Source organism: Sphingobacterium anhuiense (assembly GCF_042686355.1).
Lineage (GTDB): Bacteria > Bacteroidota > Bacteroidia > Sphingobacteriales > Sphingobacteriaceae > Sphingobacterium > Sphingobacterium anhuiense.
Map to the genome: position 1 here is coordinate 89,098 of NZ_JBHUPE010000001.1, position 12,934 is coordinate 102,031.

Below are 12,934 nucleotides of genomic sequence, written 5' to 3' on the forward strand. Positions count from 1 at the left end.
CACTAACTAAAATATAAATCTGATTCTGCCTGTCTTCTGCGAATAAGACCAGGTAAAATCTTACCTCCAGCCTTATTCCATTTTAGAAATTCTTCAACAATACGAGTGTCTTCAGGATTGGTATTAATCTTCTTTAGCAATGTTGATCTTGCTAAATTAGTTGCGCCAAGATTGTAAGTAAAAGACACTAATGCATCGAATTGATTTTGATTTAATTTTTTCATTAACAATCGTTTAACGTCATTCTCATAATTGGAGAGAATTTCTAAAAGCATAGCTTCTCCTTCTATCCTGGTTAATGGTGGATCATCCATCTTCACTTTTCGACGGTTAGGTAAGTAATAGGTAAATCCGTAGCCAATAGTCGCAATACCTATGGGATCCCTATAGGGAGTGCTATACCAACCTTCAAAATCTTTTATTAGTTGTAATCCTTTTTGTCCTATTTTCATAATTCAAGTATTTATGTTAAAAAAAGCCCTCCAACAGGAGAGCTCATGGATTCTTTTTTTCTAAACAGAAATAAATCAAAAGTTATTGGCAACAATAGCCAAGAATTCATGATGAACACTTTAACTTTCTCAACCATAAGCTAACCACCTATATCTCCATCAGTTTGAAAAGTATTTAACAACCCTTCTACATCTTGGAAAACCCCATCAATATCTTCTTCATAAAGTACTTTTTTTGCTAAATAGTGAGCTACTTTTACAATTGCATTTGCCCCAAATCCCAGATCTTTATATTGTGCTGTGAGGGCGATTAAAAACTTCTCTTTCATGTTTGCCTTATCTAATTTGATTTATCTTACTACAAAAGTAATGGGCATACAGTATAAAAAGACTAGAAATATGGAGTATGTAAGCGGTATAGACAAGATACCGAAAATAATAAAACACGGTCTTCATAGATCATGCTGATACGCAACAACTTCTTACCTAACAACAATATAGCGAGCCCAAGCTGCAATAAGACTGGTTTTAATCAATACAGTTAATACCGTAAGTTTATGTAAACGAATAAAGCCATTCCTTATAGAATGGCTTTATTCGTTTACCGCAGATTTTAAGTCTTTTAAAATTTACACTATGTCTTGCTATATTTAATCGATAGCGATATCCTAGTCCGAAAATGCATCCAGCATATCGAATGTTGGAACAAAAAATAAAGTACCCGTTTTTGCAGTGCTAAAATCTAATATTCGATCATAATTACCTACAGGCACGCCGATAAACATATTGTTTAGCATCTTTTTTATCGTAATAAACGAGCTGGCGTAAGCAATAAAATAAGTCCCCATTTCATTGGTCCCTACTTTACCAAAAGGCATATTGTCTCGAACAATTTTAAGATCATCACCCACATTTGCAAGTGCTGAATGTGAATTTGAGGGTTTTACACCATCAGGCATCTCGATATCATCAGATTTCGACCTACCAATAACTTTTTCCTGTTCACTCACAGGCAAAGATTTCCATGCAGACATATTATGTAAATATTGCTGTACAAACAAATAACTACATCCTTTATAAGCGGGATCTTCATCACCTATAATTCCAAAAGTGGCCCTTTCTTGGCCATGCGGATTTTCGGTACCGTCTACGAATCCAAGAATACTGCGACTGTCCCAATATCTAAAACCATGCACTTCTTCTACGCAAACTGCTATATTTTGCAGTAGTGTGGAAATAACTGCTGCCGTATCGATACAATAACTATTTTCACTGGCTCTGAAGTGGAAATGAAGATCTCCTCTTGTGGATACCGCTGTATGTTTGCTCCCCTTAATTTGTTCAAAAACTTCAAACTCCTTAGGTAACGGCAAAGGTAAATCTAATTTAATCCAAGCTTCCAAACTGATACCCATGACCACGCTAGCTCCGGAATTTGGAAAGCGAACGTTTGCAGAATTATTAAGATTAATGATAAGAGCACAGAGCTGTTTGAAAATTTCTTTTACCTCTATAACACTCTTAATATTCCATACCATAAAAATGGTGTTGTTATTTGTATAATCTAATACATTTTGTGGATTAGTATCCATAAATTAAAGTCTTTATCAATTATATCATTAAGCGTGTTCTTGACATAAGCGCTCATAGAAGTAAATCACATGGTTCTCATTTTTAACAGCGCTATTGCTTTATGCAAATATACCGCAACGCCCCCCTACTTATTTCCTTATATTCAAATTTGGAGTTATATCAAGTTTAAAAATAACCATTTTCTAGAGAACGAAGTAAAAAACAAGACCTCTTAATATGGGCTTCACTAAGATATGAGTTAAATAGATCTACTTGTATATAAATATGGAAAACAAAAACAGTGAGCTACTCGATCCTGTAAACAAATTTTAAACAGCAAAATTATATTTATAAACACAATTAGTACATATTCGCTTGCATATTTACTACTTCTTTTATTTTATCTGTCAAATCTTGACCTTTTAAATCCTTCGCAATCACTTTTCCATGGGGATCAAGTAAAAAGTTGCAAGGTATAGTACCTATACCGTACTTCTGGTAAACTTCTCCGTTACTAGCTTTAAGATCAGAAATTTGACTCCATATTAAACCATCTTCAATAATAGCATTTAGCCACTTATCTTTTTTGCTATCTATAGAAACGCTCAAAATATCAAAATTAGCTCCTTTAAAATCATCATAAACCGCTATTAAGTTTGGATGTTCTTGCCTACAGGGTAAACACCACGATGCCCAAAAATCTAACAATAAATACTTACCTCTGTAATTTGACAATTTAATATTTCTTCCAAACCTATCGTTCATTTCAAATTCAGGGGCAATAGATCCAATGCGAACCTTGTTTTTATTTAAAAAAAACTCTTTTGTTACTGCAGCCTTTGGCAATTGCAGTAGACTATCAGATAATAAATTAAATACCTCTTCCGCTAAATGATTATATTTATTATTCCTGGCTATGTTGTTCACAAGATCTAGGCTGACATAGGAGTTAGAAAATTCTTTGGCAAATGCTAGTTGAACATCACATTGTTTATAATAATTAGCTTCCAGTAAACTCCTATTCTTATTTACTAAAGCAGTATCTTTCCTTTCTTCTTCGCTAAAGTAATCTGGATCTTTTATTGAAAGTCGTTCTTTTTCCAAAAGAGCTAATCTTTCCTGTAATAGTTGAAACGTATTATTGACAGCAGTTCCACTTATACGCGCATTATTTAACGAATCCATACTTTGAACAGAAATTATTCCCTCTTCGAGGTATAAGCTTAACCGATCGTAAATAAAATCATAATTGTGCGTAGAATTCTGATTCCGATATAAAGAAGCCCGAATAGGTATATTTTCTATAATTCCTTCAAACTTAAAACTATTATTCTTAACAAATGTGGAATCCAAAATATATCGCCCTTCATTTCTATAGCTTAAATATATTATTTCTCCATCCAGTATTTGTTTTCCAGTACCCTGTATATCAAATTTTCGTTGTGAAAATAATGGTGTGACGATAGTGATGAAAACAAATATAATAGCAAGAATTTTCACTGCTCTTTTAAAAATCATAATCTAATGCTTAATATCTAAGGCAACATAAAATACCCTTCACCAAGATAATTATTACTGCTTTAATTAACAAATAATTACACGTGAAGTAAAGGATATGATTCGCTACAAGTATTTGTATAGTGCGTTGATTTATAGAGGGTCTTTTATGATAACATCAAACACAGGTGTTATCTATATGGAATATATTGCCAATAATCGGAATTAGTTTACACAAGATCACTAAACACCACACGTAGGAAAAACCTAGAGAAACATCGAATATTTACTATTGACTTCTGCAAAATTCAATTTCTTAAGCAGTTGAATGGTGGTATTATTTCCAATTTGGCATTGCGCAGTAATTTCTTTTACGTCCTCGCGTTCATTAATTCCACTTTGATTTTTATTTTACAATAATAAACGACTGTCATACGTTTTTTATATCATATGGAAATCTTACTCTTATTGAGCATTCTTACTTTGATTAAAATAATTTTGAAGATGAAGCTCTTCTTAGCATCTTTATGATCAACAATTAAGTTCATTTCTATGAAATAAGATTAATCTTTTTTTCCTACATCCCGCTGATTATCTTTTCTTGCATATCCAGCACTAAAGACCATTGCAAGCCCTGTCCCAATGAAAATAACCACCAATATAGATATAAACACTTTTACGAGTCCAGTATAATCTATCGGGAACCACTTCCAGATATAATTCAGGGCGACAAATCCCAATACGAGTAATGAAGCTACAAATAGAAATGTAATGAGGTGTTTCATCGGCTAAAATTTATTTAAATACTCTTTTTTCTTCTGATCAAATTCTTCCTGCGTAATGATATTTTCGTCGAGCAGCAGTTTTAACTTCCTTAATTGCTCCATAGGATCTACACCCGCCACAGGCTGTGTAACTTCATCAATTGAATTACTAAATACTTTTCCTAAGCTCATACCTGCTCCCAATCCCACTCCTGCACCCGCTAAACCGCCTTCGTTTTTAGCAGCGTCACGCAACGCACGGAGTTTTTCCAACTCAACATAGGTAAGACCACCTTCAGTCGCCGCTTGGCTGTCAGCAGTAATATCAGCAATCTTTCCAATACGATCTTGAGTATCCTGATCAAAAGAATTACCCTCAATCCTGAAATCATGTAGCTGAACGCCGAATGTTTCTAGATCCTGTAGGAGCTGTTCTTTCATATCGCTAGACAAGCGATCAATCTCTGCATCTATCTCCGTAAAAGCTAATTTTTCTTTCGCAAAACTAGAAGTTAAGACTTGAAGAATTCGAGACTGCACGACTTCACGAAAAGACTCGGTAGTATAGTTATCCTGTGAACCGACATAGTTGGAAAAAAACTTCGCCGGATCTTTGAGTCGATACGAAAAATTACCATAAGCTGAGAGCTGAATAGGAATCTTATAATAGTCGTCAAAATACTTGATCGGTGAAGCTGTACCCCAGCCCTGATTCAGAACTTCAGCTTTACGATAATAGTAAAGTCCCATTTTATGCTCACTTTCAAACAACTGTGCGACTTTGAGCAGAGAAGTGATAAATGGATGATTATCTGTGCGGATGTTGTATACCCCGTCCTCGTCGATCACATCTGTAATCCTGCCTTCATAAACAAGAACACATCCCTGTCCCGGAGAAATAATCAATTTACTTGCATTTTTTATTTCGTCTGTAGCTGCCCGATACCGCCATATCAATACGTTTTGATCCTGTGGTTGCCATTCTATAACCGTGGCTATTTGCCTCTTAAAAAAATTAAATAGTCCCATGTTCTATCTTTTAAATATTTCGTCTCTGTCTATATCTTTCAGTACTGTACCATCATTAGCTATAATGATGATCCGATTGGAACTGGAAGCCCCCGATCTATCGTAATAACTAAAAACAACTCCTCCAGTATAACCGTACATATCACTTTCAACAGCGTAATTATCGCTTTTGGGTGTATATGTCCAAATGATTTTCCCACTTTCGGTATCGATTTTCTGAATATAGGTATGACCTTCAGGATTGGCATCTGGCAATCCTGTAATATACAGACTCGTACTATCTTGGTATCCGATATCAGCTTTAAAATAAAGACGATCTGGTGTGAGATCAACAAATTTTGTAATCCGAGGTTCTTTCACCAATTTCTTTGTATATGGAAATGAACCGTAATAAATACCAGACTTCTTTGGATATTGATACACCTTCTGCCAACTCACTTGATAACTATAAGGAAGCATGATCGGATAACCGGAATTATTTTTATACCAATATTTTATCAATTGGATTTTCTCTTCTGGATAATCACTGCTTTTTTCGGAAAATGTATAATAAACAGACGTTCTAGCGCCTGGCAACAGGCTGGAAAGCCCTGTACCGGCCTCACGTCTCTGCATATGATCTTTATAGATTTTTCGAACTAAAGGATAATAGTAGTATTCCTTCCCATCGTTGGTCATGATATTAAAACCATCTCCTTCCCGATCTTGTGTAAATTTTAAAGTAGCTATACCAGAAGAAAATTCAGGAACATCACCAAAAAAGGTATTCGTTACATCTATGACTTCATTTTTTGCCGGATCAATTTTATATACCTTATTGCTCTTATCAGCACAGATATAAAATCCACCATCGCTAAAAACCCGAGTTTGTATATAAAAATCATCTTTCCATCCTGGAAGTGGGATATCATTAACTATTTTCTCTTTTAATGGATCATAAAAACGTGCAAAATATTCAGCACCTTCCCGAGAAAAAGCATCTTTGCTACGATTAATAATAAAAAGAAACATCGGATTTTTACTATTATATGCTGTAAATGCTAAATATTCCTTGATTCGATCTACATATTCCTTTTTCTTAGGTGAATCGTCGGAAGAGACTAAAGTCGAAATACCTCCACTTTTGTTTCCACAGGTTCTGATGATACTGCTAAAAATTACAAAAAACAAAATGCCAGCTACAACAAAAAATAGATACTTTTTGGTTTTCGGATCTAGTCCATTAAATCTTCCGTCGCCGTATTGATGCTTTACATTAACGTTAATATCGTCATTATCCAAAAAGTACTCAGTGCCACAATTGTTGCAGATATAATGGTCTTCTTTAATATTCTGCTTCTTAACACTACCACAATGTGGACATTTTAACGCCTTAATTTGTTTTGCCATGTTCTCTATACAGATTATAATACTAAAAATATAAATAATATCTCATGTCTGTGAAATAATTATTCAAATTAAAGATTAGCTATTAAAATAACGAGAACAGTAGAGCGATTAAATCCTTTCTGATTTTTGATAGTTTCTTCCTTATCATTACAGTTTAAAGTTTAAACCAGTTTATATATGCGGTTTTTATGCGTTCTTACTTGGCTTTTGTTTCCATTCGCTGGTGCCAGAATGTTAATTCCTTAAAATAGGTTGTTTTGATTTGCTGGAAATACAGAAGCAACGTGTCATGATAACGTTAAATATAGCCTGATATCGGTTTATATAGGTGCAACATTTGAAGTTAAGCACCATCAGACAATAAAAAACAACTTAGATTTACCGCAAGATATAAATACCTCTTTTGTACCATAAGGCTACATGCTAGTATCCCGCTTTTAACAAAAGTCGTAACTGCGCCGTACTTGCACCACCCTTGCACCGTCCATGCACAAGGAAAAGGACGGTGCACCTGCGGTGCAGATACTGTGCAACTATGGGAGAAATTAAAAGCGTGTTAAAAGAAGGTACGAACAACGTTAAAAGAAGATCCGAATAATGGCATGCGCGATTTGGAGCATTTAAGGCGCTTCAGGACTATCATATACAGAAGATAGTTGGCGGGACCTCTGATTTAAAAATCTGTTGTGACAAATACTGCAATCAAGGGATTTAAGAATCTTTAATAACGACACTGGATCTGCAAATCCCTAAATCAAAAGATACAAATCAATCCGATTAAGTAGCTGTTATGATTTTCATAATTTTGTACATTTGATTATACAAATTAAAATTTTAAGAAAGACGAACGTTAGCAGTATCGATTATAACCTCAATAAAAAAAATGACATCAACAAACTAAATAATTAATATCGCATGAAGAAAAGAATACCATTAATTTCCTATTTTATAATTTGTATTATAAATATATCTTTTGCTCAAAATGAATGCAATTGTCAAATGGCATTAGAACGTTTAATAACTAAAATAGAAGTTGATTATCCAGGTTTTAAGCAAAAAACTGATGGAAAATTCGATTTATACAATAATCATAAAGCTTTAGTTATTGCAAAATCCGACACCACCACTAATACCAACTGTATCAAAGTGTTAAATGACTATGTTTCTTTTTTTAAAGACGAGCATATTTACATCGAAACAAGTATAAAAAACAAAAATGAAAACGAAAATTTGGGAGAATCAAAACCGAAAGAAAAAGAGGTAGATGGAAAGTTGTTAGCATCAAATGTTTTTTATATAAAAATCCAAAGTTTTAAATATGACAATATTACCCCTGTACAGGAGCTCATAAAACTAAATCAAAAGAAAATTGAAAAATCTAAAGCACTGATTATTGATATAAGAGATAATTTTGGTGGTACTGATGATGTTTATCAGCCACTACTACCGTATATTTTAACAAATCCTTTGCGAATAATGAATGTCGAATTTTTGTCTACGAATACACTTATTAATGGCTTGCGAGATTATGCGATGCAAAACGTCCATAAAGACTCTTTAAAAGCAATTAGCCAAATTGAAGATGGACTAAAAGAATATAAAGATAATTTGGGCAAATTTATATTATATGATGGTAAAAAAGTGACGATTGATACGATAGCATTAAAATCAGAAGCACCTAAACAAATAATTATTTTAGCAAATAAAAATGTAGCAAGTGCCGGAGAGAATTTTTTATTTTCAGCACGTCAAAGTAAAAAGGTGAAAATTTTGGGAACACCTTCAATGGGAGTGTTGGATTATGGTTCGATAAGAGAGTTTAAGTTTGGTTGCGAGAACTATACACTATACCTACCAACTTATCGTTCAGCAAGACTTCCTCAATATCAAATTGACAACATAGGAATTCAGCCTGATGTGTATTTAGATGATACAGTTGGAGATTGGTTGAATTTTGCGCTGAATTATATTAATGAATAAGATGAATATTGAGAACAAAGGTTCTTTTTATCAGTTGGGTTGAAAAACAAAATTCATAGATCGCTTTTTTATACCTTAATTGATAATCTATAGCACACAACTTTTATTGCGGTTTTGGATAAAAGTTGTGTTACTATAAAACATCCACAATTTTGATTGCCTAAATCTTAACGTGGATTCTCCACTCCAGGTATCCCCAAAGTAATTGAGCAGGGTGATGATCATATTCTGATTGCTGTACGCATTTCTACACTGCAAGAAACAAGTACATCGTATTATTTAATAAAATACAATTCTTTTTTGCTTCATGTTTGTATTATTTTAACTTCTTTAGGTGCTTTGATCACTGTTTTGATACGTCCATGTTCTTTCACATGCTTAACATATATCTGCCCATAAGGTGTTGGAAATGTTCCTTCTGCCCAATTAAGATCGCCTAAATGAGGTTTAACAGTATATGCCCTTCCACCTGGTTGCGCTACTTTAATTCCTAATACATGCTCAGATAACCACGCTGTTGGTCCTGAAGCCCAGCCATGTGCTAAGCTATGACGAAAACCTTTATAACAGTAAGCTCCAAAATCTGCATGTATATCCGATTTTCCTTCTGGTACAAGCTCATCAATACGACTGGCATTGGGCAACCAATCCATATTAAAATCTTCCCAGAATGTTGTCGCTCCTAGATCCAGCATAGCACCCCAATAGGTCGAGATAATTTCCATAGCCTCTTGATACTTTCCTGCTTTCGCCATTGCTTCGAGCATGTAATAACCGTAAAAGGTTGAAAAATTTTTCGCCCCTCCTATAGATAATACCTCCGTATACGCTTTTTTTGCATCGATTAATCCGACTAATGACATCAATGCAGCGGCTTGTTTTGAATGATGCAGTGGCGGAATATATTTTCGCATCTGCGCAACTGTTTCGTCACATCTATTTTTTGAACTATCATCACCTAATATCTGAAAGAGAGCCGATGCATTCTCCAATGATCTTATAGTTAGTGCTTGAAGACCTGCATGTACAGCTGCACTATCCTCACTTGATGGCCAATCTAAAAATCGAGCGCCATCCATCCGTTCTTTTCCATTAACAACCTTCCCAGTAATTTGCTCAACCAATCCTTGTAAATAAGGTTGCTGCTCCTTTAAATATCCTAAATTCCCATAATTCATATACCAATCATATTGCAAGATAATCCACCACATCGAATAACTACTATGTCCAGACATCCAATTGGGTAGTGGTGTCGATTCTCTCGCAAGATCTAAACTTCTGGGGACAACTTCGTTATACCCAAATACGGTATTGACAGTAGATACTTCAGGGTGAAGATCTCCTACCCAAACTAAACGATCCCTTTTTATACCATCCCATAAATAGTCTTGCATGTTAACGTGTACAGTGTATGCACCTACTTCCCATATTTTATTAAGTCTTTCATCACTGCTTTTAAAGCTCCCTAGATAGGGAACATCTCGAAAGGTAGCTACAGCCCTTACTTCTCGCAAATGTAATTCAGCATTAGGTTCTAAAAAATCAATACGTACAAATCTGAAACCAGATTCACCAGATCGATTGCGACCAAGCCACGGTACTTGCATCATAAAATCTCGTATTGCATGGTCATTCGTAGCACCCATAACGCCAATTTCGGACATTGCTTCACTAACCGATTCCCCGAAACGTATACGAACATTTTTCGGTAAATTATTGCCCCCCCACATGCCTGTGATGATTTCAACAGATGCATTCATCTGAATACCAAAGTCTAATAGTATGCTAGTCCCTATTTGATTATTTTCATTTTTAAATACAACAGTATTGGGGTTGTATAAATTTGCCTGACCATTACCCCTCTTTAATAAATTTGTAGCATGTATCACATTTCCCTCTTTCCATACGATACGAGTAGGATAAACATATGCAGATGTTAATGGGCTCACTTGATTAAACTTATCACTTAATTTATTTTGCGCATTGATCTCACAAAAGCAAAAAATAAGCATTAAGAAACTTAAAATAGCACGGTTTGAATTCATAATGGGATACTTATAAGTATTAAATGTATTAAATAAATAAGAGGCTACTATCCTGTACTTTCATGATGGATACATATATTTCAACTACTTAAGACCAAAAAGTTTTTTTCTGTATTGGAGAATCTTTAGCACAAAACCAAAGCTTTATAAACTCTAATTAAAGCATAAAGGCATCCTTCACTTGTAGGTCTCACCACTATGGAATATTGCCAAGACATTATTAGCTTCAAGCATAAGCAAAAATAAGTGTCTATAGGAATGCTTGCCAAAGATCTGTAACTTACCCAACATATTTATTCTCATTCTCTCGTAAAAGCAGTTATTAAAAATATATTAACCAAAATTGCCTTATATCTCTATGATGAGCTTATTTTCATAAATAAGATTTCTGTTTGAGGTAAAAACTATCTTCAAAAAAAGTTTCCACACACTAAACTTCTGATTATTTGTTAGAACGGCCTTATAGAAAATAGGATTAAATTTATATATTTATTCTATCTAAATCATTTATTATAAAACCATTGACCAGTATGAAACGCAGAAAATTTCTTCAATCTTCACTAACTGCAGGTTTAGCAACAACGATAATTCCAGTAATAGGAGTCGATAATAATGCAACTGAGCCGGAAATATATGAATGGCGTGAATACGAAATACGATTCGGTTCTGACCAGCAACAACTGGACAATTATTTTAAATCTGCCCTTATTCCCGCACTGAATAAATATGGTGTAAAAGCAGTTGGTGTATTCAAAGAATTGGTTCCATCTGAGCCTGCCAAATTTTACTTATTAACCCCTTACTCTTCTCTTGACAATTACCTATCCGTCAATACAAAAGTAAAAATGGATGCAGATTACATTGAAAATAGCGCTACATATAACAGTATTCCCGAAGACAAAGCGCTATATGATCGTTTTAAATCTTCCTTAATGATTGCCTTCGAAGGTTGGCCTAAAATCACTATTCCATCCGATAAATCGCGGATATTTGAGCTAAGAACATATGAAGGCTACAGTGAAGATGCTGTAAAAAGAAAAATTAAAATGTTTCATGATGGCGAATTTCCTATCTTCAAAAGAGCAAAATTAAATCCGGTATTCTGTGGTGAAGTGATTGCAGGCGACAGGTTACCTCGTCTCACCTATTTGATCACCTGTAAGAATATGGAGGAACGTAATAAGGGATGGGTTGATTTCATTGCTGATCCTGAATGGAAAAAATTAGTGTCCGATCCTCAATATGCAAATACTATTTCTAAAATTAACAATACATTTTTAATACCCACAACTTACTCTCAGGTTTAAAAGCAAAATCTTATCTTTCTAAAATTCAATAATTTGATTCTACCACATTACTATCCCCATCCGCACATACATAAAAAATTTCCAGGAATAAGCATATGTAAATACGGAATCAACCAAATTTTTAAACAAACGAAAAATAAATTTGCATGGATTAATTAAATAATTAAATTTGATCAACCATATATGACAACATGAATATAGACCTTCCCGAAAATCAAGATTTTAAATTTATTATCACGAATTTATATACAAGACCTAAGTGGTTCTTTAGATTTACACAAGAGCACTGGTATAATAAGTATGCTTGGCTTCTACTTTACCTAGCGCTATTAGGAAGTCAATTTGGAAGAATATCCTCGGGTAAACTCAATATTGAAAGTTGGACAGAACTTTTCTTCAAAGTTATAATTTTTGGGTCGGGCATTAGCTTACTTTTTTACATAATGTTTGCTTACATCTTAGCTGGTACTGCAAGATGGCTAAAAGGTATAGCAAGTGCAGCAGATATTCTCCGCGTTATTGCCTATTCATCCATACCAGGGATAATCGTATTACTATTGTATATCATCGGATCTCTGATATATGGTATTTCCTTTTTCAGCATATCATTCTGGGTAAATAATGAAAGTTGGTCCCAAACAATCTTTAAAATATTTTTGATGACAATAAATGGATTTGTTGGCATAAATATCGCCATATTTATGGTCTTAGGAATAGCTACAGTTAATAACTTCAGTATATGGAAAGCTATTCTAAGCATGATTTTACCCGTGATCATATTGGTAGTTGTTTTTGCTGTAATAGCATCCTTTCTTTAACAAAATCAATCACTTAATTCTTCGCAAACACTAAGAAAGAGATAATATCCAAAAATGATCCTGGAAAATGCATGATCCAAA

General features: G+C 34.1%; 11 protein-coding genes. 3 read left to right on the forward strand and 8 right to left on the reverse strand.

The genetic code is table 11. The features are described from left to right. Positions 1-2: 2 nt before the first annotated feature. The 7 genes from ACFS6I_RS00370 to ACFS6I_RS00400 form a co-directional block, all read right to left on the reverse strand. Positions 3-452: a lysozyme gene (locus ACFS6I_RS00370; RefSeq protein ID WP_132771402.1), complete on the reverse strand. Its 450-nt coding sequence runs from the start codon at positions 450-452 to the stop codon at positions 3-5. 140 nt (positions 453-592) lie between these two features. After that, positions 593-781 (reverse strand): hypothetical protein, encoded by a 189-nt coding sequence (locus ACFS6I_RS00375; RefSeq protein ID WP_132841662.1) that lies wholly within the window; start codon positions 779-781, stop codon positions 593-595. A 339-nt stretch (positions 782-1,120) separates the two neighbouring features. After that, complete coding sequence (locus tag ACFS6I_RS00380) at positions 1,121-2,044, reverse strand: Dyp-type peroxidase (RefSeq protein WP_132771401.1); 924 nt, start codon at positions 2,042-2,044, stop codon at positions 1,121-1,123. 340 nt (positions 2,045-2,384) lie between these two features. Next, positions 2,385-3,542, reverse strand: coding sequence for a redoxin domain-containing protein (locus ACFS6I_RS00385; protein ID WP_380917327.1), 1,158 nt, complete (start codon positions 3,540-3,542; stop codon positions 2,385-2,387). Between the two features lie 542 nt (positions 3,543-4,084). Further along, the gene (locus ACFS6I_RS00390) at positions 4,085-4,306 is read right to left on the reverse strand and encodes a hypothetical protein (RefSeq protein WP_132771399.1); all 222 of its coding nucleotides are present in this window, start codon (positions 4,304-4,306) and stop codon (positions 4,085-4,087) included. Positions 4,307-4,309: 3 nt separating this feature from the next. Then, positions 4,310-5,314 (reverse strand): SPFH domain-containing protein, encoded by a 1,005-nt coding sequence (locus ACFS6I_RS00395; RefSeq protein WP_380917329.1) that lies wholly within the window; start codon positions 5,312-5,314, stop codon positions 4,310-4,312. A gap of 3 nt (positions 5,315-5,317) precedes the next feature. After that, positions 5,318-6,703: a hypothetical protein gene (locus tag ACFS6I_RS00400; protein ID WP_132771397.1), complete on the reverse strand. Its 1,386-nt coding sequence runs from the start codon at positions 6,701-6,703 to the stop codon at positions 5,318-5,320. A gap of 915 nt (positions 6,704-7,618) precedes the next feature. Between ACFS6I_RS00400 and ACFS6I_RS00405 the strand changes: the two genes are divergently transcribed. Continuing rightward, entirely contained in the window at positions 7,619-8,683 is a 1,065-nt protein-coding gene (locus ACFS6I_RS00405; RefSeq protein WP_380917331.1) for a S41 family peptidase, read from the forward strand. Positions 8,684-8,988: 305 nt separating this feature from the next. Here the strand turns inward: ACFS6I_RS00405 and ACFS6I_RS00410 are convergent, their stop codons facing one another. After that, positions 8,989-10,728, reverse strand: a complete 1,740-nt coding sequence (locus ACFS6I_RS00410) for an alpha-L-rhamnosidase-related protein (protein WP_380917333.1) — start codon at positions 10,726-10,728, stop codon at positions 8,989-8,991. Between the two features lie 530 nt (positions 10,729-11,258). Between ACFS6I_RS00410 and ACFS6I_RS00415 the strand changes: the two genes are divergently transcribed. After that, on the forward strand, positions 11,259-12,035 hold the full coding sequence (locus ACFS6I_RS00415; protein WP_380917335.1) for an NIPSNAP family protein: 777 nt from the start codon (positions 11,259-11,261) through the stop codon (positions 12,033-12,035). A gap of 191 nt (positions 12,036-12,226) precedes the next feature. Then, on the forward strand, positions 12,227-12,853 hold the full coding sequence (locus ACFS6I_RS00420) for a YIP1 family protein (RefSeq protein ID WP_380917336.1): 627 nt from the start codon (positions 12,227-12,229) through the stop codon (positions 12,851-12,853). The last annotated feature ends 81 nt before the right edge of the window (positions 12,854-12,934 follow it).

What these genes read in the sequence shown, in the direction of transcription:
- ACFS6I_RS00415 (WP_380917335.1), top strand. Translation starts at nt 11,259, where the DNA reads ATGAAACGCAGAAAATTTCTTCAATCTTCACTAACTGCAGGTTTAGCA.
- ACFS6I_RS00380 (WP_132771401.1), bottom strand. Translation starts at nt 2,044, where the DNA reads ATGGATACTAATCCACAAAATGTATTAGATTATACAAATAACAACACC.
- ACFS6I_RS00410 (WP_380917333.1), bottom strand. Translation starts at nt 10,728, where the DNA reads ATGAATTCAAACCGTGCTATTTTAAGTTTCTTAATGCTTATTTTTTGC.
- ACFS6I_RS00390 (WP_132771399.1), bottom strand. Translation starts at nt 4,306, where the DNA reads ATGAAACACCTCATTACATTTCTATTTGTAGCTTCATTACTCGTATTG.
- ACFS6I_RS00370 (WP_132771402.1), bottom strand. Translation starts at nt 452, where the DNA reads ATGAAAATAGGACAAAAAGGATTACAACTAATAAAAGATTTTGAAGGT.
- ACFS6I_RS00400 (WP_132771397.1), bottom strand. Translation starts at nt 6,703, where the DNA reads ATGGCAAAACAAATTAAGGCGTTAAAATGTCCACATTGTGGTAGTGTT.
- ACFS6I_RS00395 (WP_380917329.1), bottom strand. Translation starts at nt 5,314, where the DNA reads ATGGGACTATTTAATTTTTTTAAGAGGCAAATAGCCACGGTTATAGAA.
- ACFS6I_RS00385 (WP_380917327.1), bottom strand. Translation starts at nt 3,542, where the DNA reads ATGATTTTTAAAAGAGCAGTGAAAATTCTTGCTATTATATTTGTTTTC.
- ACFS6I_RS00405 (WP_380917331.1), top strand. Translation starts at nt 7,619, where the DNA reads ATGAAGAAAAGAATACCATTAATTTCCTATTTTATAATTTGTATTATA.
- ACFS6I_RS00420 (WP_380917336.1), top strand. Translation starts at nt 12,227, where the DNA reads ATGAATATAGACCTTCCCGAAAATCAAGATTTTAAATTTATTATCACG.
- ACFS6I_RS00375 (WP_132841662.1), bottom strand. Translation starts at nt 781, where the DNA reads ATGAAAGAGAAGTTTTTAATCGCCCTCACAGCACAATATAAAGATCTG.